Source organism: Fontibacillus phaseoli (genome assembly GCF_003337355.1).
Classification (GTDB): domain Bacteria; phylum Bacillota; class Bacilli; order Paenibacillales; family Paenibacillaceae; genus Fontibacillus; species Fontibacillus phaseoli.
In genome coordinates, this window is sequence record NZ_QPJW01000003.1 from 531,441 (window position 1) to 553,848 (window position 22,408).

21 protein-coding genes are annotated in these 22,408 nt (G+C 45.3%); 5 read left to right on the top strand and 16 right to left on the bottom strand.

Features of this window, described 5'->3' with window-relative positions:
* Positions 1 to 80: 80 nt before the first annotated feature.
* Positions 81 to 1,226: an SMI1/KNR4 family protein gene (locus DFP94_RS12445; RefSeq protein WP_245954758.1), complete on the top strand. Its 1,146-nt coding sequence runs from the start codon at positions 81 to 83 to the stop codon at positions 1,224 to 1,226.
* Positions 1,227 to 1,352: 126 nt separating this feature from the next.
* Here the strand turns inward: DFP94_RS12445 and DFP94_RS12450 are convergent, their stop codons facing one another.
* The 3 genes from DFP94_RS12450 to DFP94_RS12460 all read right to left on the bottom strand — a co-directional run bounded on the left by DFP94_RS12450 (position 1,353) and on the right by DFP94_RS12460 (position 4,259).
* Positions 1,353 to 2,195, bottom strand: coding sequence for a formylglycine-generating enzyme family protein (locus DFP94_RS12450; protein WP_114496783.1), 843 nt, complete (start codon positions 2,193 to 2,195; stop codon positions 1,353 to 1,355).
* A gap of 129 nt (positions 2,196 to 2,324) precedes the next feature.
* Positions 2,325 to 2,957 (bottom strand): glycoside hydrolase family 11 protein, encoded by a 633-nt coding sequence (locus tag DFP94_RS12455; RefSeq protein ID WP_114496784.1) that lies wholly within the window; start codon positions 2,955 to 2,957, stop codon positions 2,325 to 2,327.
* 393 nt (positions 2,958 to 3,350) lie between these two features.
* Positions 3,351 to 4,259, bottom strand: a complete 909-nt coding sequence (locus tag DFP94_RS12460) for a putative RNA methyltransferase (protein WP_245954759.1) — start codon at positions 4,257 to 4,259, stop codon at positions 3,351 to 3,353.
* A 345-nt stretch (positions 4,260 to 4,604) separates the two neighbouring features.
* Between DFP94_RS12460 and DFP94_RS12465 the strand changes: the two genes are divergently transcribed.
* Both DFP94_RS12465 and DFP94_RS12470 read left to right on the top strand, forming a co-directional pair.
* Positions 4,605 to 5,225 (top strand): TetR/AcrR family transcriptional regulator, encoded by a 621-nt coding sequence (locus tag DFP94_RS12465; protein ID WP_245954760.1) that lies wholly within the window; start codon positions 4,605 to 4,607, stop codon positions 5,223 to 5,225.
* 30 nt (positions 5,226 to 5,255) lie between these two features.
* Positions 5,256 to 7,598 (top strand): MMPL family transporter, encoded by a 2,343-nt coding sequence (locus DFP94_RS12470; RefSeq protein ID WP_114496785.1) that lies wholly within the window; start codon positions 5,256 to 5,258, stop codon positions 7,596 to 7,598.
* Between the two features lie 667 nt (positions 7,599 to 8,265).
* Here the strand turns inward: DFP94_RS12470 and DFP94_RS12480 are convergent.
* Together DFP94_RS12480 and DFP94_RS12485 are read right to left on the bottom strand one after the other, a co-directional pair.
* Entirely contained in the window at positions 8,266 to 9,267 is a 1,002-nt protein-coding gene (locus DFP94_RS12480) for a carbohydrate-binding protein (RefSeq protein WP_114496787.1), read from the bottom strand.
* A gap of 123 nt (positions 9,268 to 9,390) precedes the next feature.
* Positions 9,391 to 9,948, bottom strand: coding sequence for a TetR/AcrR family transcriptional regulator (locus tag DFP94_RS12485; protein ID WP_114496788.1), 558 nt, complete (start codon positions 9,946 to 9,948; stop codon positions 9,391 to 9,393).
* Positions 9,949 to 10,115: 167 nt separating this feature from the next.
* On the opposite strand from DFP94_RS12485, the gene DFP94_RS12490 reads away from it, so the two are divergent.
* Together DFP94_RS12490 and DFP94_RS12495 are read left to right on the top strand one after the other, a co-directional pair.
* Positions 10,116 to 11,042 (top strand): DsbA family protein, encoded by a 927-nt coding sequence (locus DFP94_RS12490; protein WP_114496789.1) that lies wholly within the window; start codon positions 10,116 to 10,118, stop codon positions 11,040 to 11,042.
* A gap of 187 nt (positions 11,043 to 11,229) precedes the next feature.
* The gene (locus tag DFP94_RS12495) at positions 11,230 to 11,586 is read left to right on the top strand and encodes a putative zinc-binding protein (protein ID WP_114496790.1); all 357 of its coding nucleotides are present in this window, start codon (positions 11,230 to 11,232) and stop codon (positions 11,584 to 11,586) included.
* An 82-nt stretch (positions 11,587 to 11,668) separates the two neighbouring features.
* Here the strand turns inward: DFP94_RS12495 and DFP94_RS12500 are convergent, their stop codons facing one another.
* The 11 genes from DFP94_RS12500 to rlmD form a co-directional block, all read right to left on the bottom strand.
* Entirely contained in the window at positions 11,669 to 11,965 is a 297-nt protein-coding gene (locus tag DFP94_RS12500) for a hypothetical protein (RefSeq protein ID WP_114496791.1), read from the bottom strand.
* A gap of 68 nt (positions 11,966 to 12,033) precedes the next feature.
* Positions 12,034 to 12,603 (bottom strand): SF0329 family protein, encoded by a 570-nt coding sequence (locus DFP94_RS12505; protein ID WP_114496792.1) that lies wholly within the window; start codon positions 12,601 to 12,603, stop codon positions 12,034 to 12,036.
* Positions 12,604 to 12,621: 18 nt separating this feature from the next.
* Positions 12,622 to 13,614, bottom strand: coding sequence for a tRNA dihydrouridine synthase (locus tag DFP94_RS12510; RefSeq protein ID WP_114496793.1), 993 nt, complete (start codon positions 13,612 to 13,614; stop codon positions 12,622 to 12,624).
* 309 nt (positions 13,615 to 13,923) lie between these two features.
* Positions 13,924 to 14,913, bottom strand: coding sequence for an alpha/beta hydrolase (locus DFP94_RS12515; RefSeq protein WP_114496794.1), 990 nt, complete (start codon positions 14,911 to 14,913; stop codon positions 13,924 to 13,926).
* A 122-nt stretch (positions 14,914 to 15,035) separates the two neighbouring features.
* Positions 15,036 to 16,406 carry a sensor histidine kinase gene (locus DFP94_RS12520; protein ID WP_114496795.1) on the bottom strand — a complete coding sequence of 457 codons (1,371 nt, stop codon included), beginning with the start codon at positions 16,404 to 16,406 and terminating at the stop codon, positions 15,036 to 15,038.
* Positions 16,403 to 17,077: a response regulator transcription factor gene (locus DFP94_RS12525; RefSeq protein ID WP_114496796.1), complete on the bottom strand. Its 675-nt coding sequence runs from the start codon at positions 17,075 to 17,077 to the stop codon at positions 16,403 to 16,405. Before DFP94_RS12525 ends, DFP94_RS12520 begins: the two co-directional genes overlap by 4 nt.
* Positions 17,078 to 17,822: 745 nt before the next feature.
* Positions 17,823 to 18,014 carry a helix-turn-helix domain-containing protein gene (locus DFP94_RS12530; protein ID WP_114496797.1) on the bottom strand — a complete coding sequence of 64 codons (192 nt, stop codon included), beginning with the start codon at positions 18,012 to 18,014 and terminating at the stop codon, positions 17,823 to 17,825.
* A 4-nt stretch (positions 18,015 to 18,018) separates the two neighbouring features.
* Positions 18,019 to 18,162, bottom strand: a complete 144-nt coding sequence (locus DFP94_RS25525) for a hypothetical protein (protein ID WP_181873129.1) — start codon at positions 18,160 to 18,162, stop codon at positions 18,019 to 18,021.
* A gap of 49 nt (positions 18,163 to 18,211) precedes the next feature.
* Positions 18,212 to 18,331: a helix-turn-helix domain-containing protein gene (locus DFP94_RS26525; protein ID WP_425459257.1), complete on the bottom strand. Its 120-nt coding sequence runs from the start codon at positions 18,329 to 18,331 to the stop codon at positions 18,212 to 18,214.
* Between the two features lie 632 nt (positions 18,332 to 18,963).
* Positions 18,964 to 20,148: a ComEA family DNA-binding protein gene (locus DFP94_RS12540; protein ID WP_114496799.1), complete on the bottom strand. Its 1,185-nt coding sequence runs from the start codon at positions 20,146 to 20,148 to the stop codon at positions 18,964 to 18,966.
* A gap of 228 nt (positions 20,149 to 20,376) precedes the next feature.
* On the bottom strand, positions 20,377 to 21,966 hold the full coding sequence (gene rlmD, locus DFP94_RS12545; RefSeq protein WP_425459258.1) for a 23S rRNA (uracil(1939)-C(5))-methyltransferase RlmD: 1,590 nt from the start codon (positions 21,964 to 21,966) through the stop codon (positions 20,377 to 20,379).
* Between the last annotated feature and the right edge of the window lie 442 nt (positions 21,967 to 22,408).

Here is a 22,408-nt window from a genome sequence, read left to right on the forward strand (position 1 = left end):
CAACTGATAGCTGTTATGCGGGAATGACACCATCTTGTAAAATAAGAACTGAAAATACTTTTATAGGAGCATATAAAAAGATGATGGATCATTTTAAAAGTTTGTTCAGAAAAAACTCCAGGGCACCGCAAACCAGTGAATTTATCCAAAAGGTTACTATGATGCTGGAAGAGTACAAAAGCTTGTATCCAGAGCACTGCCCTTATGTACTCAATGAAAGATTATCGATGAGCCAGGTTGAACAGTTTGAGTCGGCGGCCGGCATCACACTCCCGCAGGACTACCGCGATTTCCTGATCCATATTGGAAACGGAGCCGCAAAGAAACGGCAGATTCCCTTATCCCTGTCGCATGCCAAAGATTGCTTGGAATCTTGCTTGCAGGAAGAGACCGGACTCGAGTGTATTGGCCACGCTTTTAGCGCGGAAAGCTGCAACAAGGCGTTTCATGAGGATTACGAAGACATGGATGAGGACATGGACGACGACGCGGCAAAGGAGCATTATAATCGGCTCTATAGAGAAGCACTGCAAGGCACGTTAACCCTGCATAATGACGGCTGCGGGTACTATATCGTGATGATTGTTTCCGGTGAATCGGCCGGACAGTTGTATTATATAGATACCTGTCATGGACAAGGGATACATAAAGTCAGCGATTCTTTTGCCGACTACTATTTGAAATGGCTTGGGCGCCAAATACTAGAAAAGCAAGCAAGTCTGGAGCAAAATGATAAATTCGACTGCGTGATAACCGAAGTCAAGCTTGGCGGCAATGTCAGAGACTTGACCGTTACCAAATCAGAATCCCCGTACGAGTTTCAATTTGAATTTTTTTGTCCCGGAGATTTCGCCCGCGAAGGGGATTCTACAGATCTGACCCAAGCTCATGACAGGTTGGTCATCTCTTTGTATATGAAATATGAATCCTATAGTCCACTAGAGTACAAGAAGTTAGAAGGAAGCTTCGGCCCGCAGTCTCTTCAACCTGATAACTCATCAGATCGACCTTTGCAGCTTATAGGAGCCAGGTCGGAGCATATCGTGATCGGGCAAGTCAGAAGATTATTTAAGTATAATACGGGTGAACTCTCCTTTCCGCTATATGTGGAGGGGTTGGAGCAGGAAATCCTAATCCAAGGGTTGGACATTCCCGATTTGGCGGTAGGAGACGTGCTACAGATTCAAGGCAGGTTATGCGGAGAGGTGTATCGGATTCGGCGGTAGGTTAAATTGAAAGGCATGCCGGAAGGAGTAAAAGGAAGTTCTCTTCAACAACTTGCGAACGATAGGTAGGGGGACCCGGTAGTCCCCCTTGGCTTCGCTGTGAACCCGATCGTACACCGTTTCCGTTTATTCATTGCGGCTCACACGAAAACCTTGATCGGGGCCAAAGCCATTCGCTTCGAACTTGCCTCGAAAAGATAGCTCGCTGCTGCCGATGTCGCCGATCCAACCGCCGCCCTTCACACTCCGGAAAGAACCGCCGCTAGGATCCAAGTCGTCTCCATACCAGCTCCAACACCACTCCCTAACATTGCCTGACATATCGTAAAGCCCTATTTCATTGGGTTTCTTGAGACCGACAGATTTTGTTTTGCTGTTGTTGTTTTCTATAACAGGCCAATTCCAGTCTCCCGACAGGTATTTAACGCCGGCGTTTCTCCAATACCACGCCACATCATCCGCTTTATTGCTTCCGCTGTAAGTGTAACTTTTGCTCGTTTGACCGCCGCCTGCGGCATATTCCCACTCCGCTTCCGTCGGCAATCGATAGCCGTCAGCTTCCGCGTTGATACTTACGGTCCATTTTAAATGATCGTTATCGCTCTTATTGTCCGGGTCCTTTTTACTCTTATCTATATTGTAATAAGGTTTTAAGCCTTCTTTTATACTCCTTGCATTACAGTACTCCACAACGTCATACCAACTTACCGTTTCTACCGGCAAATCTTCGCCTATGAATTGGGAGGGATTGCTTCTCATGACCTCCGCCCACTCTTTTTGGGTTACCTCATATTTCCCGATATAAAAGTTCGATAAAGTCACGCTTTTCCCATAGTAGTTGGATTTTGTGTTCTTAAAAGTACCGCCCTCGACGAGTACTAATGTATTGTTCTTTTCCGGCTTTTCGGGGGAACAAGCGCTGACAACAAACGTTATGGCTATCAGAAGAAAAATGAATAGCTTTCTCATTGATCGATCTCCTTTAAAATAATAGAAGTGGCAATATTCCTGTTGTATGTAGGCAAGCGACTTTTGTTAATGGATGGAGGCCGTCGGCCGTGAGACCGAACGGCCCCGGCAAAATCAAAGATTAACCGGTTACCACACCGTTACGTTAGAACTTCCGCTACTCTGGTATCCCTCCGTCGCCAACACCTGGTAAGCCCAACTGCTCCCCAGATTCATTCCTTTACTCTTCCATGCGTTAACATGATTGGCGAAAGTGATGGCGACGTTGCTCCCGGTGTTTCTTTTTGACTGTCTTACGCTCCAGAACTGCTGGAAGGTTTGCGTGCCGTCAATGGAAGGTGCATTGTAGCGCATAGTCGTATATATGTCATAGGTTCCCCCATCGCTGGTCACGGTGCCTTTATGCGTTCCGGTAGGTCTATAGGTGCCCCAGCTATCGACAACGTAATATTCTATAAGCGAGTTTCTCGTCCACCCATAGAGAGTCAAATACGCATTGCCTGACGGTGCCCAGACCCCGGCATTGTAGTTGATGGTCCTGGATGGCGATCCGTTAGCCCAGCCTTTGCCGACAACAAAATTCCCGGTATTTTGCCATGAAACACTGTAATTGCCGCCGGACCCGTTGACCGCATTTACCGTCCCACCGCCGTCGGTCCAATTTTGCCAATAGGTATTCGCACTTGCGGTTACTGCAAACATACTGAAACTCAATGCAACTGTTAAAAATACCGTCAAGACTTTCCTATTAAACTTGATCATGCCATTACCTCCCAAATTTTTTTGTCCCTACTTTACCTACCTGCTCCTTCTTGCCATGTGTTTTCTTGAGGTACATACTAATTCTGCATAAAACTCTAATGTCACTTTTCCTTTTACCTCCTTTCATAGAAAATTATAGAATGTAAACGCATACATTTAACTTCTCATATTAAAGGTTTTACCTTCTATTTTTTACATAAATACACAGTTACGGAGTTGAGAAATCTGGTGCGACGGATACGAAACGCAGGAATAGGCTATGGAAAAGTTGCTTCGCACGGTTTGGAACCTCTTCATAACGGCATCATCATGAAAAAAAGCCGCCCTATTAAAGGACAGCTATAAAAACGACCCGCCAAACTTATGCTTGGCGAATCGTTCTAACATTATTTATTAATTGGTTCTACGGGCACTCATTTTCTTCCCCAGCAAGACCGAAAAATCACAGGTGATTTCTAACTTGTCCTTACCTAGAACTTGTTGTTTAAGTTCTTCCGAAGCTCCCCAAGACAACGGGGTCATCCGGACCAACTGTTCAATATACTTATTTTCCATGGTTACGCCGTACTGAATGCGCTGGAGTTCCACCAGATCAAAATTACGATTAAAAAGCTCAATCGTATTCTCATTTGAATATACAGTTCTATCACTTTGCTTGTAAAATATCCCTCTTAATTCTTGAAGGTACTTACTTTCGGGGATCACCTTGATAACCATTCCACCATCCGCAAGCATTCTATGGAACTCGGAATAGCTGGATGGCGATAATATGTTCAGTATGAAGTTGAATTGTTGATCAACAAATGGACACTTTGCGAGATCCGCTACGCACCAGATCGCTTTGCCGGAAGTTCCTCTTGAGGCCATATGGATGCCTTCTTTAGAAATATCTATACCGATCCCCAACAAGTTGCACTGCGATTGATCCATGATCCTTTGCTGTATTTGTGACAAATGTGAACCTTCACCGCACCCGGCATCCAATATTTTTATCAATTTACTCTCGGACTGCAAATTTTCCATCATAATCTCGGAAATCCTAGCCAGCAACGGATCAAAAAAACCGCTTTGACTAATCATTCTTCGAGCTTCAAACAGTTGTTTATCGTATTTTGTTTTAAAAGGATGTGGCAACAGGTTTACATATCCTTGTTTAGCTATATCAAAACAATGATGTTTGGAACAAATGAAGCTTTTCAAATTTACTACCTTCATAAAACTTGAACATACGGGACATACAAACATATCCTCATATTTAGAGAGAATACGAGCCTTTGAATTTTTTTCATTGTTCTTAGACAACACAAAAAACACCTCATTCATTCGTTTTGAGTAAATGAAAAAGGTACAGTTAAATAAACCCAACTATCATTTTAAAAAAATGACTTGAGCTTAAAAGACTGTACCTTCCATTAACGTAAACGTATGAATTTGATGATCATGAATAACACCCCATGTTAGCAAATTTAGGAGGTGCGGTGCCGCACCTCCTATTATTATATCTTTTGATGAAATAATTGTGTACTTCGGACTCACCCTTTAGCAAATAATTTCCCATTGTGCAATATTGCCCATTGAGAAAAAATATATTATAGTGAATAAATTCAGAGCTTTTATCTGATTTCAAGAAAGGAGGGCGCATGGATTTTGGATTCTAAGCCAACGAAATTGCGCAACAAAAAGAAAGAAGCCACCGCCTACGCCTTATCCGAGGCCTCTTTTAGGCTTGCGCTTGAACAAGGCATGGACGGTTTCATCGTCGAAGACGTTGTGCAGCAGGTCGGCTGCTCCCGACGGACCTTTGCCAATTACTTTTCGTGCAAAGAGGAAGCGGTAGCGGCGTACTTTATTGGCAGCAACTCAAATGAAGATGCGAAGATGCAGTTTGCAGGTTTGCCATCGGACGCCACACCGCTCGATGCATTATACGGATTGCTCAAAATGCAGTTCACCTCTGAGTTTCTGCATAAATTGCGGCAGTTTGTATCGCTCGCGAATCAATATCCGTCACTTGAGCCTTATTTTCTCAGTGTATTTCAACGCTTGCAGATCGCGGCTCAAGAAGTGCTCGAACAATTCTCCCAGGGGCGTTATGACGAAGGATATACCCATCTTCTTGCCGGCGCCGTCTACGGAGCGTTCGTACCTATTCTGGACGGGCGGTTGAACGTCATGCTACCGGGCGAAGACAAGGATGATCGCCCCGGTGCGCTATCTTTCGATCAGTATTTGAACTCCATGTTTACTTATTTACGCAATGGCTTTTAATTTTAGAGATAGAAAGGAGAAAACCATTCTATGTCAACATTTCTGTACCGATTAGGGAAATCGGCTTATTCCAAACCCTGGTATTTCCTCTTACCCTGGATACTCATTCTCGGGGTTGTAGGTACACTGCTCGGCGTCAATGGTATCCAATCCAGCTCCGAAATGAAAATCGAAGGCACGGAATCGCAAAAAGTGCTGGACATGTTGGCTGAGGAGCTTCCCGCCGCTGCAGGCGGCCAAGCAAGCGTCGCTTTTACCGCGCCGGACGGAGAACGTCTGGACACGCCGGAACGGGCAGCATTGCTCGTGAAGGCTATCAACGATGTCTACAGCATGGACTATATCATCAACCCTGCTGAACTGGCCGCCAAAGCCGCAGCTGCGGGCCAAGCGGCTGCTGCGGATGCAACTGCCGCTACAGGACAGACAGCTGTAGACCCTTCGGCCGCTGCAAATCAAACAGCCGCTGTGGGCCAAGCTGCTCCTTACGGTCCGCTCATGGTTGATGGCGTTCCTGTTCCCGGCGTCATGCTTTCCGCCAACGGCAGTATCGCCCTGTTCCAGTTCCAGTTCACGGTTCAGCAGACGTCGCTCCCTTCTTCCGTTCCGGATAACGTCATCAAAGCCGTGACCGAAGTCGAGCAGGCCGGCTCCGGCATCACGGCCATTCCAAGCGATTCGTTGAAGAGTACGCCATCCATCGGATCAACGGAAGCAATCGGTGTTCTCGTCGCAGCATTCGTGCTGTTTATTACGCTTGGATCGATAGTTGCCGCAGGGCTGCCGCTAATCACTGCGCTCCTCGGCGTCGCAATCAGCGTCGGAGGCGCCTTTGCCCTCTCTAATGTCATCCAGATGAATGACATTACGCCGATTCTCGCCGTCATGATCGGTCTGGCGGTCGGAATCGACTACTCGCTGTTTATCGTGAATCGGCAACGCCGGTTGATTCTCGATGAGAAATTAAGTGCGCGCGAAGCGGCTAGCCGGGCGGTCGGAACCGCGGGCAGCGCCGTATTTTTTGCCGGGCTGACCGTCATTATCGCCCTGTGCGGCATGTTGGTCATCGGTATTGGATTCTTGTCGACCATGGCTCTGGTTGCCGCTGTCAGCGTTCTGATCACCGTCCTGCTGGCGCTAACCCTGTTGCCTGCACTACTCGGTCTGGTCGGCGAACGAATCTGCACAACCAAGGCCCGCACAAAAAATGCAACTTCCGCAAACAAGGCGCGCCACGGTTTCTCGCGCCGCTGGGCGAACGCCACGGTGAAATACCGCTGGGTCATCATCATACTGGTAATTCTGGTTCTTGGAACGGCGGCAATCCCGGTAACGAAAATGGAGCTGGGCATTCCATCCGGCGCTTCGGCCAACCTGGATACCCCGGCACGCCAAAGCTATGATGTCATCTCCAAAGGCTTCGGCGAAGGCTTCAACGGACCGCTGCTGCTGGTTGCCCAGCCGAAAGAAGGGGCCGACAAAATTTCGATGGAAACGCTGGGTAAACTGATTCAGGAACTGCAAATGCATGATAACGTCACTCTTGTATCCCCAATGGGGGTCAACGAGACCGGGGATATCGCCATTATCAGCCTGATTCCGAAAACAGGCCCAACGGATACAGAGACGAGAGATCTGGTTCAGGATCTGCGCGATCCCGCTTCCAGCCTGACTTCCAGTAATAATATTACGCTTGGCGTGACCGGCTTTACGGCCATCAATATCGATATGTCCTCCAAGCTGTCTGACGCATTTCCTGTATATATCGGCATCATCGTGATTCTGTCGCTGATCATCCTGCTGCTCGTGTTCCGGTCGGTCATCGTTCCGATCAAAGCGACGGTCGGCTTTATTCTTAGCGTCCTTGCCACTTTCGGTCTCACCACGGCCGTCTACCAGTGGGGATGGTTGCACTCCCTGTTTGGTTTTGACACCGGAGGGCCGTTGCTCAGCTTTATGCCGATTCTGGTCACCGGAATTCTGTACGGACTGGCCATGGATTATCAGGTTTTTCTGGTCAGTTCCATGCGCGAGTCTTATGTCCACGGACGCCATGGCAACGAAAGTGTTGTTCACGGCTACGAACTTGCCAGCCGCGTCGTGCTTGCCGCAGGCGTAATCATGGTTTCCGTCTTCGCCGGCTTTATTTTCGCACCTGACGCGATGATCAAACAGATCGGTTTCGCACTGGCCTTCGGCATCCTGATCGATGCCTTCATCATTCGTATGACGCTCGTTCCGGCCGTAATGGCGGTCTTTGGCGACAAAGCCTGGTGGCTTCCGAAATGGCTGGACCGATTACTTCCGAACCTCGATGTCGAAGGAGACAAGCTGATTGCCAAGCTCCATGCCGAGGGCGGAGACAAGAATTAATTAAAGAACGGTTATCAAGAAAAGCCCAAGCATCTTATCAGCTTGGGCTTTGTCTTGTTCCTGCCCATCAATACCTTTTTTAAAATCTCATTTGGAGGCATCACTTCCGCTTAAATTCTGTTGATGTTGACATCCAGAAACAAATAAATATTCTTTCCGCAGCGGTAGCGATCCCTTTTCCCCCTTACAATTCCGACAAAAAGCAGCCCATCGTCACTGTATTTACCTTTCGATTAAAATCGACAGCTTCAATAATTCCCAGTAATTGATCGGGTTTAAGATTGGTGAATATCCCCCACTTCACCTAACTCCGACATTGCTTCTGTATATAATAGGCGCTGCGAAAGCGGGCGTAGCGTTGCCCAAGGATAGACCAGAATCACGGTTTGGTCATTATATTTTTTATGATACACATATGCTTGATACATAACCCCCTGAGAGATACCGTAGTCTTTAGAATGCGAGAGTAGCTTTTGCTCATCATGAGCGTAAAGCGATCTAGCCGCTATAATCGCTTCGAAAAACCTGATAAAAACAGGGCATGGGTTATGCAAGCAATGATCTGCTTGGTAATCCATGCCCTTTCAAATCAAATAAGCTGCTTCCACTCAACAAGAAGATCCTTCCACCTTCTCGTTATTTTCAATGTGCATATCCATGTAACACCTTAATTCTTACCGCCATAGCCCTTATAAGTAGCATAAACTGCATTTGCATATTGATCTGCCAGAATAGGACGGCCATAAGAATCTGTAGCTCCCGGATACCAGTTATCTCCTCCGTTATAGTGTAATAATCCTTTGTATATATTTCCGAACTTTATAATCTTCTCATCTAAAATCAGTGCGCCCATGCATACCTGATCTTGTTCACTGTTGTGATTATACGCACGGCCAAATTTTGAGCTGAATTGAGATAAATAAGCATTGCGTGTGTTAGGTTCCACCTGCATCAATCCGTCGCCGGCTGATGGACTTCCTGGTAAGCCTGCTCCAAAACTACTTTCTTTTTTGATAACAGCACTTAGCAATAAAGCAAAATCTCCGCCTTTACCAAATTTTTTGTCCACATTCATTACATATGTCCATATATGGCTTGGAACTTCGGAAGGCTTTGTTACAGTCGATGGTGAACCCGTATAAATCTTAACCGATGACATTTTGTCGTTGATCGTGTTGCCAACCCAGGAAGAACTTGAAGTAAAGGTCCACTTTGTTCCTCCAAAATTATCATTCTCATAGACTTCAACCGTCCATCCGCTAGGAACCTTGAGAGAGGACATCCAGTCATTCGGAATTCCTTTTGCGTTCAACTGAGACAGTGTATAATTGCCTATTCCAAGTGTTACTGCCTTTCCACTATAGTTTATATCAGCATAGAACGTCACTCCGTTTGTTGCTGGTGGCGTAGTTCCGCCACTACCGCCTTTCTGCCATAAAGCAGGAGCATTGGAGGGTTCCCAACCTACGAGCGAAGTATGTGCCTGGAGACAGGTATAAGTACTTCCACTATAGGTTACCGTGTCATTTACTGCATATGCCGTATTTGGAGCCCATGCTCCTCTAGCGGCTGCGCTCACTGACGGCAAGGCTGTGCAAAATGCGGATAGAAATACTGCTAAAACGACCAAAAGTGATAAGAGTTTAAATGAATGCCTGTTACTAGTCATTTTCAAACCTCCTTGTTTTGGTTTATCTGCAGCCCGCCATGAGGCATGCCACAGGTTTTAACTGTACTACCATTCCATTTTATTTCCACATTTTAAATTAATTCCATAATTATTGTTTTGGAGCTATTTTCCGATCCCCTTCTGAATATAAGGAATGACTAATCCAATAAATTCTTCGGGAGACTTCTCCTTACTATCTCTTCTCCATTCTACAGAAGCTCCGTAAATTCCCCAGCTTAATAGGACAGCTGTAACTTTTAGCGCTTCATCCTCTTCGGTTTTATTTTGTTTGCGCAACATTTTGTAAAAAATGATTTCAAGCTGTTCCCGTATAATACGGGCAATAGAATCTTCGTAAGCTCTATGGCAACGATTGGATAACGACTTTTGAAAATTGGTAATAGCTTTAAAAATACTAACAAGGACTTCCTCAGTTAGCTCTTCATGTTGGTAGAAGTCATAATTCAATTGGACAAGCAAAACTTCCGATAATGCTTTTTCTAATAAGTCGTAGATATCTTCAAAATGATAATAAAAAGTTGCACGATTAATCTTGGCTTCTATAGTTATATCCTTAATGGTAATATCCTTGAATTCCTTTTTCCCTGAAAGCTCAATGAAAGAATCCATAATTAATTTGCGAGTACGTAGCACTCGAGGGTCCGTCTTTGATTGCGTCATTAAGTCAATACACCTACTTTTTAAACAAATTTCATAATGTGTTGCGTATACGACAAATCCACAGAACTATTGGTGTTGATTATTTTAATTATGATATAAGCTTCAATTACTAGCAAATAGTATGCAAGCACCTTTGAATGGAATTAACAAGAAGTGAGGGAAATGAAATGAACGATAATATGATTTGCGATATCAAAACAGGAGTATGCGGAGAAGTTAGTGAGGAAGCCATGGAGATTATCGATTTTAATCAACCTCCCAAAGCCATTCATCTTTATTATGTTACCGATCCGATTTGCTCTCATTGCTGGGCTCTGGAACCGGTTCTTCGTCGCTTTGAACATCAATATGGGCATTATTTCAAGTCTCATACCGTTATGGGTGGGTTGCTCGAAAAATGGCACGATGGCCCTATCGATCCTGCCAACGGAATTTATAAACCAGCCGACGTCGCTGTTCACTGGAGAGAAGTTGGAGAACATTACAGAATGCCAATTGACGGGACTTTGATGATTGATAATCCGGTTCAGTCCTCCTACCCGCCCTCACGTGTATTCAAGGTGATCCAAAAATATCATTCCGATGCAATTGCGTCTGAATATTTGCGCCGCTCAAGAGAAGCGCTTTTCGCATTCAATCAAAATATTTCAGTTAAATCAGTAATGATTGAAATCGTAAACAAACTTGGTCTTGATGGAGAGGCTATTATCAATGAAGCCGAGCAACCAATCAGTCAACAACTATTGGATGAAGATTTTGCTCTAGCCAGGAGCTTAGGGGTCAGAGGCTTTCCGACCATTATCATGACCAATGAAGAGAATAAAGGCGTGAAAATAGTTGGCGGTCGTCCGTTGGACTACTATATTAGCGGATTAAAGCAAGTTCTTAATCTCGAAGAACTGCAACCCAAACCTCTCTCCTCCCTTTCCAGCTTGCTTGAAAAAGAAAAACTTCTGTTTTCCAAAGAAATTGAAGTCATGTATGATGTTAAACAATCAGAAGTCCACAATCTTATTGAGAAAGAGCTTTCGCCAGATCATTATCAAGTGAATGAAATTTTAGGGGAGTCCTATTTTACATTAAAACAAAAGTAACGGTAGAAGCAGATCCAGAACTTCAAGTTCCGTAGAGGCGAAGCTGCGAGAAAGGCTTTACTATCCTGAGCACCCTACTTGTGTGGCAACCGAGGTTCTCCTAACCAATAGTGACCCGCCTCACAATTCAATCCGTAATCTCGGATTATACTGACAATTACTTTGTTGAATTGGAGAGGGATGGCCAATGAAAGAAAATGATCTGCCTCTTGTTTATTCATGTTCCGGATGTTCCTCGGCTGCACAGACCGCTAACCGGATTGCGATTAAAATGGATCGGGAAAAGATCGCCGAAATGTCCTGCATCGCTGGTGTCGGCGGTGACGTAAAACCGCTTGTCAGAACAGCAAAGTCGGGACGTGACATCATTGCCATTGACGGTTGCCCGTTGGCCTGCTGCAAGAGCTGTTTAGCTAGGCATAACGTCCAACCTAAGCATCATTTTGATTTATCGAACTTCGATGTACCCAAACGTCTTGGAGAAGATCCTAACCCCCAGCATGTCCAGAACGCCTATAATCAGATTCTTGAACATATCAAGTAACTTAAAGATCTCATCTCCAAAAAGTCCTGTTCGCATACCGCGGACAGGATTTAATTTACTGCTAGCTTTGCAGCTTTACATTCTATTTCTTCTCGTGCCCGGCATACTCTCTGCTCGCTGCTTCCAGCATGGATTCCCAATTCGCATAATCCGTCTCTCTATCGATATACCGATCGAAAAGTTCATCAGGTATGTTGCGGATATCTTCATATGTCTTGACTTGAAAGTTCCCCTTCTCTAAAAAATCCGCAAAATTCATAGAGCTGGAATGCTTCGCCATGAACGAGTCCGTAAACAACAGGTCTAGCTCAACAAAATTGTGATCTTCCTCGGCCTTGTTTTGTCCTTGCAGATCTTTCAACAATTCGTCAAACGACATCGGTTTATGCTTTCTCAATTGACCACTCTTAAATGAATTCTAATTGTGACTTTACTTTTAGTCATACTTCACAATGTATTACGCCGCAATTCATAAAAATACTGAACAATCGGATGCTTTAACTTTATCTTCTCGGACATGTTTATGATCCGCTTTTTACCCACTCTTTTGTCCACCAAGGCCAGAACATTCAGTAGAATATCGTTGCTTTCCAGGCTTTCCTCTATAGGAGTTGTTAAAAACTTATTAGCTACCACGGTAAAATTGGATTTACTTAATGAAACTTGTGCTGATAAAAGCTCTTTTGCATGTTCCGTACTTTTTCTGCTTCTGGCCATTACTATTAAACGATCCTCCGGCACTGTCCCCTTGGTGCCTTTTCTGACCGCTTCAATTTCGTCACTGCTGATAGGAACTTGGATATCCGGATCATTCTTAATTTCCAGTTCTGTTTGATACCATCGGATGGAGTTCGTTTTATCGCTCATATGGAGTACGTTCTTTTTATCCACCAAAATATAACAAATCCCCGATTTATCAGGCAAATAACGGTACCCTGGTGCGCGGTATTCTACCCTTCCATTTAACGCAGGACTGAGAAAGCTCTCCAGTTGTTGCTTCAATTTACTCCAGGACATGGTATCCACCTCGGTTGCTTATTCCCCGTGTTCCTCCGCCTCATCCTGCGCCTTGCTTGCAAACTCATTAAGCAACGCACGCACTTCATTTGTTGATTTAGTGTTCATTAAGTTATTTCTTAATTCGCTCGCCCCCCGAAATCCGCCGACATAAATTTTGAAGAAGCGTTGCAGAGGGCTGAACGAACGCGGCGGCCCCAGTGCTGAATAGTGGTCATGGAGATCCAGATGCAACCGCAGCAAATCAAGCAACTCCTCGCTACTGTGCTCCTTCGGCTCCTTCTCAAAGGCAAACGGATTATGAAAAATACCGCGCCCGATCATAATCCCATCCACACCGTATTGCTCAGCGAGCTTGAGGCCGGTCTGGCGGTCAGGGATATCTCCGTTGATGGTCAAAAGGGTATCTGTCGCCACTTCATCCCGAAGCTTCTTAATCTCCGGAATCAGTTCCCAGTGAGCATCCACTTTGCTCATTTCCTCTCTTGTGCGCAGATGGATGGACAGATTAACGATGTCTTGCTTCAAAATATGGGTTAACCAGCCGCGCCATTCTTCTACGTCACTAAAACCGAGCCTTGTTTTTACACTAACAGGCAGTCCCCCGGCTTTGGCAGCCTGGATGATCTCCGCTGCGATGTCAGGACGACAGATCAGGCCGCTCCCCTTCCCGTTCTCCGCTACATTCGCAACAGGACACCCCATATTAATATCGATGCCTTTGAAGCCTTCTTTCGCCATACCGATGCTCATTTGACGGAAGTATTCCGGCTTATCTCCCCAGATATGCGCTACCATGGGCTGTTCATCTTCTGTAAAAGTCAACCGCCCGCGCACACTATGGTTGCCCTCCGGGTGGCAATAACTCTCCGTATTAGCAAACTCCGTAAAAAACACATCCGGTCTGGCCGCTTCACTTACGACATGGCGGAACACAACATCCGTCACATCTTCCATAGGAGCCAGTATAAAAAATGGCCGTGGTAAATCACGCCAAAAATTATTTGTCATATTATAAACCTCTCTATAAATGCTGGGAATGAATAATCCTTATCCCGAAGTGGTAAAATCAACCTGTCTATTATTGGTAGACATCTAAACGAGTATATCATAACCCCAGGTGAAGTACACTTACCCAATAAATTCAACGGGATGCCCCTCTTTACTGTTCCCTTCAACTTCAGTAGCAATCGATTTGTACTTCTGATTCTGCATAAGCACAAAACAAAAGACACACAGGAGTTTCCTGGTGTCTTCTGTACATATAGGCTGTTATTCGTTAAATTCTAACATCCATATTACCCTCCATAATGGAAGAAATCATTGGATTCCCTGCATAAACCCCCTGAATTTTTCGGCGATTTCCTTCGAATTGGAACGATATAGATAATGCCCCGCGTCCAATAAGACCATTTCTCCATGTAAAGACTCCTCTATTTGCTTCTCATGTTCAGGGATCCAATGGTCCGTCACAGGGTGATTCGCTTGGACAAAGAAAAGGACCGGCAAATGGGGTGGAAAGGTTAGCCGTTTAGCAGCTTTAAAGTTGGAATACATACTCTCTGCCTCATTTAATTGAGTTGTATTATACATATTTTTACGTATCAGAATGTCCAATTGTTCTTTAGTTTGTTCATCATAGGGCAGCCCGGTATAAGGGTCTGCACTCAGTTTCAATTGTAATCGGGCGAAGCCCAGGTTGCGGAACCATTTAATCGGTTCTGTTACTGACGAATCAATCTTCTGTTCACTCAGCGATGGAACACTGCTATCCAGCCCGATAAACGCCCTCACTTCGTTTGGATATTGGTTCACATAACTCAGACTATAGAGCCCCGAAATGGAATGACCCATGAGGATATAACGATTAATACCGAGGTTCTGCAACGCTTCATGAATTTCACTTACGATATTTGCCGTACTGCGCTCCTTCCCGGTCTGATCACTCAATCCGTAACCAAAAGGCTCAATCACGACGACTTTATAATTCGGGGATAACTCTGCTATGAGCGGCTTAAAGTCAAGGGCGGGTGCCGCTGTTCCAAAACCGGGTAGTATCACGACGGTTTCTTCTCCTTGACCTTGAATGGAAACATTCATTTGTTTCCCATCTACAGATACTAGCTGACCGTATTGCTCCATTCTTTTTTGTTCCGAATGACTGCTGATTTTATTAACCGTATACACGATGGCAACAAAAAGCAGGATCGCTATAACTACTGCGACGATTATTTTAAGCAAAATGCGTAGTACTCTCTTTGTTTTTGTAATGCTCCGTATTTCCTTTCCTGCTGCTTGTGTCAAACTCATCCACTCCTGTCGTTATCTGTTTCATAGCGTAGCAGACCGCTAATGCAAGTCTAACCAATCCAGATGTCCTTTCCATGACGACAATATGAACTGAATATGAACTAAGCAAACATTCCAGGAACCTAACTATCGGTGGGTATAGTTTTTGGCAAGGTGATAATAAAGGTCGTTCCTCGGCCAAGCTCACTTTCCACGTGGATATCTCCACGATGAAGCGATACGATCTGTTTAACGATGGCAAGCCCCATGCCGCTGCCGCTATACTGGCGACTATGGGAACGATCGGCTTTAAAAAACCGTTCGAAGATACGTTTCTGATCCTCAAGGGAAATACCAATTCCTGAATCGGATATTCGGACTGTCACATTTTTGGTATCTTGTTTCATGCTAATGGTAATAACGCCGCCATTCTGTGAAAATTTGATACTATTGCCAATTAAGTTTGTCCATACTTGATTCAATAGATCATAATCAGCCATGAACTGCACGGCCTTCAAATGGAGTTCGAAGGAGATGCTGCGCGCAGACCATTGCGGCTGGAGTGCCACGATGACCCGCCGGATTTGTTCATCAAGGCCGAAAATGGCGGGCCGAAGCTGCTGTGACTGCGATTCAAGTAAACTCAGTTTGAGCAAGCTGTCGCTCATCTTGGACATCCGATCTGCTTCAGCGATGATAATGTCTAGATAACGGCTTCGCTCTTGATCCGAGAGGCCATTTTGCTTAAGCACAAGAGCATAGCCCGATATGGAGGTGAGCGGGGACTGAACCTCGTGCGACACGTTCGTTACGAATTCCCTGCGCATCTGCTCAAGCTGCTGTAGATCGTGCATCATTTCTTCGAAACTGCGAGCCAAAGTACCCAGTTCACCCGTCTGCTTGATATTCAGCTTGATGTTGAATTCTCCAGCTGCTATACGCTTGGTCGCTACGGTCAGCTTTTTGATCGGACTTACCAAGAATACAGAGGCAACCAGAATCAACATGCTTCCTGCAACCAACGAACAGGCTGCAAAAATCAATGCCCACTTGATGACAAAAGAGGCGGAAGGGGGAGTAATCATCTCTAAGAACATCGCCTTCGTTCCCACTTCCGTTTGCAACGGCAGCCCTAGGAGGATCGCAGCAATCCCATTCGGATTGTCTTGAACAACGCTTCCATTTAATACTTTCTTTAATTGCTCCGTCGTCACAGAGGCAGGCTTGTGCCCGTTTAGATTCCCATAGGACTTGAACTGCCCCGGTGCTTCGTAGATTCGAATATAATAGGCGTCGAGTTGCTTCATTCTACTTAAGAATAAGTCCGCTTCGCGTAACGGAAGAACATTGTAAATCTCTACGACGTCTTGGCCGAAATTACGCAGATTGATTTGAGCGTTATCATTCAATTTTTCTTCGAAGATCCAAGTCGTCACAAAGTAAGAAATGACTGTACCTGCGATGACCGAGACAAGAAAGGTCAGGACAACACGTATATACAGAGATTTGATCATTCATATACCTCAAGACGGTAGCCAAGCCCACGCACCGTTTCGATCCGAAAATCAGGTGTCGTCGCGAACCGTTCGCGCAGGCGTTTAATATGAACGTCTACAGTTCGATCATCTCCCGTGTAATCGATCCCCCAAATCTGATCGATCAACTGCTCGCGCGTATACACTTGCCCGGGGGTTCCGGCGAGCTTATACAGCAGTTCAAACTCCTTGAGCGGCAATGTGAGCGACTCTGTACCTATCATCACTTTATAAGTCTGCCGATCAAGTATGATGTTGCGCAATTGGATTGTCTGTGCGGAGCCAATCCGATATCGTTTCAATAGTGCTTTGACGCGAACCGTCAATTCTAACGGATCGAATGGTTTCGTCAAATAATCGTCCGTCCCAAGTTCAAATCCCATCACTTTCTCCCATGTTTCACCTCTCGCAGTCAGCATCAGTATCGGAAGATCAGGCTTGGCTTTTCGGAGCTCCTTGCATAACGTCCATCCATCCATTACCGGCATCATAATATCGAGCACGACAAGATCAATATGCGCCCCGGCAAAAACGGTCAGTGCTTCCTTGCCGTCCGTGGCTTCGACTGTATGGAATCCGTCGTTGCGCAGAAATAAACAAACAAGTTCGCGAATGTTGGCATCATCATCAGCAACTAGTATAGTAGGCATCTTCTCCCTCTTTTCCATCCCAAATTAAAGTCACCAAAGGGCTAATTAAAACTATATTACCACCGAGATAGAAGGCGTACAATTTTACAGCGGCTCTAGGGTAAAAGCAAAAGGCACCCGATCAGGTGCCTTGGATGTTCATCATATTGCGATAGTTTGAACTCTTAAATGTTTTGTAGATAATCGGCCATTTTAGCCAAGGATTTTGAGGAAGAGTTGACTTTCTCAATCGACGCCAAAGGCCTGATACACGGTTCCCCCAAATAACTCTTTCAATCACTCAAAATCCTTATATACTAAGGAACATACGGCTTCAACATGCTACAAAAGAGTAGAATCTGAGGTTGAGTTACCAACTCAAATTCATAACTAACCATTTAACGGGGCTACATCGGCTGGTGAAAGCCGAGCCAGTATTTTTACGTGTTCTCCTGTAACCACGGGTAAGCCAATATGAAGTTTCATGCCCATTATGAACAAATATTTTGAATGTATACCTGTTATGTACTCCTGCCGATTTCATGGCGGGCTAATTATTAGCGGTATTGAACTTTTTTGAAGTCTTCAACCGTCTTACAGCTAAAGTATTCGAGCAAGGCATGCTCATGGATGCGGTACGAGTACGCCGACTACATACCGTCATTAGAAGACCTGTAGCAAGGCAAACTGCCTATGTCGCAGAAACGCTTAATTTGCTGTGGACTAGATCCTAGATAACGAGCTACACGCTCACAAGTCCAAACTTTCATTCTTTCCACCCCCGCGCTTGCGAACGTCTGTAGAAGTATTGAAGTTCTGACTCAGGGATACGAATTGTTGTACCTGTCAATTGCACGGCAAATAGCTTTCCCTCGTTAATCCACTTCCGCACGGTCTTTTCTTCAACATTGAACATCTCTGTAATCTCACTTACTGTGTAGTGTCTGTTATCAATCATCGTGTCACGCTCCTAGAATATAGTTTCTTACGCTTCCTGCATTAACCTTGTAAATACCCTTTTCCATCTGTGCTTTCAGCTTGCCCGCCTGAATGAGCCGATGCACGGCGGCTTCAAAAAGTGAAACTGTCTTACTGTTGATAATCATTGACTTTACCCCCTGACGTGTCTTCAAAAATAAACTTTCTAAGTTCCGCTTAAGAGATACGAATAGAACCACCGATTTTGACAGCATTGATAGTGCCATTACTAACCAATCGGTACACGGTGTTGTAAGAAAGACCCAATATCTCTTTGGCTTCTTTAATAGAAAACATCTTTTCCAAACTCTTTCACCTGCCTTAGTTCATTTGATATCAATATAGGTTAAAGGTGGTAAAGGCTAACATCAGGTGTGTACAGATGATAAAGACGAACTATGTGCGAATAGCCATTCTTCACATAACACAGACAGAGGCAAGCTAAGACAATTGGAGGCTGTGATGAAGGTATCTAGGGAAATAAATCATTGTGGCGGGATGGATATTTTGAAGATTAGGGGTACTTTTTAAAGCATTTTATTTTGATAGGAAGACAGGTATATTAGTTATTGTCATGTTAATAATTGAAGCACACGCTCCTTTTCTCGCCCCGCCGATATGGTTGGGGCTTTCTTTGTGCGTACAGAAGATATTCGTTAAAATTTCAGGCGGGTCTGACAAGCCATAACTTCGGCTCAGATGTTAATGCCTTTAGGCTAGTGACTGGGTAGGGTACAACAAAGGACGACTATGAATAGCCGCCCTTAATCGAACTTATAGTAAAAAAAGAAGCGGGAATTTACCCGCTCCGTTGCTGTATACGCCAATACATCTCAACTATTAGTCTTTCCTGACTAACAGTGAGCAACTATCCTCTTGCATAGACTTTACCAAGGATTGAAATTATTTTAAAAGTTTAGATTGGATTATCAATCAAAGCTAACAGCATCTTGAAATTTGCTTATTGTTTTTGCACCCACACCTTTAATAGTACTTATATCATCCAAACTTAAACGTCCCTTAGCTACACGCATTTTCACAATTTCTTTTGCCATACTTCTATTAATATCTAGAACAGCCTCAAGTTCATCAAGTGATGCTGTATGAATATTCATTTTCTCCGATATACCTTTTTGGGGTTCATCATGATATTCAAGAATACTAGCGCAAATTAAATAAATGTGGAAAACAGCCTTAGTAGCTTCAACTCTAGTTAGCTCAGCATGGACACCCTTGTTGGTCAACTTATGCAATCTTTGTAGATAACTACCTACAAAATCGACATGAGTCTTAGCTAAATCTCTATTACTTTCACTTAAAATGGATTTGTCCATAAAAGCCCATATTCTATTTATGTATTGATTTTTCCCTAAAGAGCGCCCATTATATAGTTCATCTGTAGCAGGATATAATTCATCAGCTAAACCTTCTATGAGCCTTCTACAAGAAGTTAGGGCATGTGACCACTCCTCTGAATTACCAGTAGACACTGATTTAAACGCCTGCATTAATTTCTCTGCGAGTTCAGGGTTAATATCAAGTAATTTATCATCAATAGCAGTTTTCAAAATATCAAAGGCTGATTGTGGGGCGTCTGAAAAAGCGAGCGTATTGTACAATAAGGATGCTTTTTCATGTGCTGTCTTTCTAACATAATTCAAGTGATTATTTAAATTGTTTTTATAGTACGTGCCGTCATTACCTTTCTTTGTTCTTACAAGATCGTTATATCTCTCTTCTATGAATCCAATATTTTTGTATCCTCCGCCTGATTTATTTGCTTTTACATTTAGTTCTTCAAGTGAACAATGTTCATCTAGGTCTACTCCCGATTTTTTTAATTCTTCTGTAACTTCTTCTAACTTCTTTAAATTAGTCTTAGTACTGCTCTTATTCGTAGCAACTAACATATCAATATAGTTCTCAAGAGGTTGTATATACTTAGTATTTCCCAGTTGAATTTCGCACCAAGTAGTACAACTCTCATCGCTAATCATTTTCGATACTCTCAATAACTTTTGAATACCGACAAGAACACTACCCTTGGAACTTTCTAATTCTTTTATAGATTCTTTTAGCACGATAATAGCTTCTTGAGTAGTTTTTGAATGCATTCAGTCATCCCTCTCCCCCAAAATAATAACTCAACATAGCTGATTTCTAAAAACTCTCACTATAATTGAGCTTCTATTAACAAGTATCCAAATTTATTTATTCGACATAATCCTACCATATATTCCAAAGCAATGTACGGAATTTATTCTTGCACCGTATTTAAGTAAAAAAAGAGTAGGGAGATTTCTCCCCACCCTTTAATTCTATCCGCCAATACACCTCAACTATTAGTCTTTCCTGACCAACAGTGAGCAACACTCCACATGAACCGTATGCGGGAACATATCCACCGACTGTACTTCGACCGTCCGATACCCGCCATCCTCAAGGATTCGCAAGTCTCTCACCAATGTCGAAGGATTGCACGAGACGTACACCACCCGCTCCGGCTTCATCTCCAGGATCGTCTCCAGCAGGCGCGGGTCGCAGCCTTTACGCGGAGGATCGACGACGATGACGTCGGCTTCGATGCCCTCCTGCTTCCAGCGAGGAATGACATCTTCCGAAGCGCCAACCTCAAACTTCACATTGGTCATCCCGTTCAACTCGGCGTTGCTGCGCGCGTCCTCGATCGCTTCTTTGACGATTTCGACACCATATACCTGATCGGCGTGCTGTGCCAGGAACAGGGAGATCGTACCGATGCCGCAGTAAGCGTCAATGACGGTCTCTTTACCGGTCAACCCGGCGTACTCCACCGTCTTGTTGTACAGCACCTCCGTTTGCACCGGATTCACCTGGTAAAAAGAACGCGCCGAGATTGCAAACTGTACTTCACCGATATAGTCATAAATAACATCTCGTCCCCACAGGACACGGGTCTCGTCCCCGAAGATGACGTTAGTCTGTTTCGTGTTCACGTTTTGGCAGATGCTGACCACCTGCGGGATTTGCTCACGGATCAGTCCGATCCAGGCATCGGCATGCGGGATATCCCGACCATTGGTCACGAGGACAAGCATCATCTCGCCGGTGCGGAACGCCTTCTTCACGACGACATGGCGCAGCAAGCCGCGCCCGGTCTCTTCGTCGTAGGCGGTGACGCCCAAATCGCGGGCGATGGCCTTGACGTGGGACACCACATCGTCGTTATGTTCGTGCTGAATTAAGCACGTTTCCATATCGACGATGCGATGGCTGCCGCGGGCGTAAAAGCCGCCGACCAGCGCGCCGTCCGTAACGCCGACGGGCACCTGAGCCTTGTTGCGGTAGCGCCAAGGCTCCGCCATGCCCAGCGTCGGCAGCACGTTGATGCCGGGGCCAGCCTCGGCATCAACGGCCCCGTGCGCGGCCGCTTCCGCCGCGCCGCTCCCTGCCTGCAGCTCGCCCGCCACGTGCAGCTTGCCTATACGCTCCAGCGCATCGATCACGTGCTGCCGCTTCCAGGCGAGCTGCCCGGCGTAGCTCCAGTGCTGCAGCTGGCAGCCGCCGCACTGGTCGTAGATCGGGCAGGGTGTAGCCACGCGGTCCGGGCTCGGCGTAAGCACGTCCAGCAGCTTGGCGTAGCCGTACTGCTTTTTGGTCTTAAGCACCTTGACCCGGACTTTCTCGCCAGGCAAGGCTCCCTGCACAAAAAGCGTATACCCTTCTGCGCGCCCCACGCCCTCTCCGTCATGGTTCATGCCGATGATGTCGATGGCTACCTCGTCATTTTTCGTGACAGGTAAGCCCTCGATTTGCGCCTGACTCGAATTTCCCTCGCGATTTCTTCTACTCGATGCGGAGCCAGCGCCATTTCGTCCCCGGCCTCCTCCATTAGTCGCCGCCCCTGTTCGTTCATTGTTACTTTTCTGCCCTATTCCTCCAGAACGACGCATCTGCCGACTCTCTCCGTTCTGCCCCTGCCGCCCGCTTTCCGTCCGCTTCCCTTTCGACTCGCGCCGCGCCTGATTCTGCCTGTTTTGCCCCTGCTTGTTCGTCATCTTCACTGCCTCATTTCTTTCCGTTGAATTCCGCGCTTGCTTTACTCTCATCTTAACCGGAACTTACCCGTTTTTATCCCGCCGCATCTAACCGCACAAACTTCCATCCGCACAAAACCCCCGCCGGCGGGCAGGGGATCAGCAAAAACTCGACATGTTCAATTCAACTAACTGGATTTCATACATCTAATTTCGCAACTTACGCGTACATAAGCTAATTAACTGGAAAAACTACATCTATTCTATAAAGCCCCCTAATCACCTTGGACACTTACAGGCTAAACAATATACAATAAAAATTAGCTGGAGGTAGTCCATATGAGAGTACAGCACAGCA

Bases quoted from the DNA above. Each gene is read 5' to 3' on its own strand.
- DFP94_RS12445 (WP_245954758.1), top strand. From the start codon at position 81: ATGATGGATCATTTTAAAAGTTTGTTCAGAAAAAACTCCAGGGCACCG.
- DFP94_RS12450 (WP_114496783.1), bottom strand. From the start codon at position 2,195: ATGAGAAAGCTATTCATTTTTCTTCTGATAGCCATAACGTTTGTTGTC.
- DFP94_RS12455 (WP_114496784.1), bottom strand. From the start codon at position 2,957: ATGATCAAGTTTAATAGGAAAGTCTTGACGGTATTTTTAACAGTTGCA.
- DFP94_RS12470 (WP_114496785.1), top strand. From the start codon at position 5,256: ATGTCAACATTTCTGTACCGATTAGGGAAATCGGCTTATTCCAAACCC.
- DFP94_RS12480 (WP_114496787.1), bottom strand. From the start codon at position 9,267: ATGACTAGTAACAGGCATTCATTTAAACTCTTATCACTTTTGGTCGTT.
- DFP94_RS12485 (WP_114496788.1), bottom strand. From the start codon at position 9,948: ATGACGCAATCAAAGACGGACCCTCGAGTGCTACGTACTCGCAAATTA.
- DFP94_RS12490 (WP_114496789.1), top strand. From the start codon at position 10,116: ATGAACGATAATATGATTTGCGATATCAAAACAGGAGTATGCGGAGAA.
- DFP94_RS12495 (WP_114496790.1), top strand. From the start codon at position 11,230: ATGAAAGAAAATGATCTGCCTCTTGTTTATTCATGTTCCGGATGTTCC.
- DFP94_RS12500 (WP_114496791.1), bottom strand. From the start codon at position 11,965: ATGTCGTTTGACGAATTGTTGAAAGATCTGCAAGGACAAAACAAGGCC.
- DFP94_RS12505 (WP_114496792.1), bottom strand. From the start codon at position 12,603: ATGTCCTGGAGTAAATTGAAGCAACAACTGGAGAGCTTTCTCAGTCCT.
- DFP94_RS12510 (WP_114496793.1), bottom strand. From the start codon at position 13,614: ATGACAAATAATTTTTGGCGTGATTTACCACGGCCATTTTTTATACTG.
- DFP94_RS12515 (WP_114496794.1), bottom strand. From the start codon at position 14,913: ATGAGTTTGACACAAGCAGCAGGAAAGGAAATACGGAGCATTACAAAA.
- DFP94_RS12520 (WP_114496795.1), bottom strand. From the start codon at position 16,406: ATGATCAAATCTCTGTATATACGTGTTGTCCTGACCTTTCTTGTCTCG.
- DFP94_RS12525 (WP_114496796.1), bottom strand. From the start codon at position 17,077: ATGCCTACTATACTAGTTGCTGATGATGATGCCAACATTCGCGAACTT.
- DFP94_RS12530 (WP_114496797.1), bottom strand. From the start codon at position 18,014: ATGATTGATAACAGACACTACACAGTAAGTGAGATTACAGAGATGTTC.
- DFP94_RS25525 (WP_181873129.1), bottom strand. From the start codon at position 18,162: ATGATTATCAACAGTAAGACAGTTTCACTTTTTGAAGCCGCCGTGCAT.
- DFP94_RS26525 (WP_425459257.1), bottom strand. From the start codon at position 18,331: ATGTTTTCTATTAAAGAAGCCAAAGAGATATTGGGTCTTTCTTACAAC.
- DFP94_RS12540 (WP_114496799.1), bottom strand. From the start codon at position 20,148: ATGCATTCAAAAACTACTCAAGAAGCTATTATCGTGCTAAAAGAATCT.
- rlmD (WP_425459258.1), bottom strand. From the start codon at position 21,966: ATGCGTCGTTCTGGAGGAATAGGGCAGAAAAGTAACAATGAACGAACA.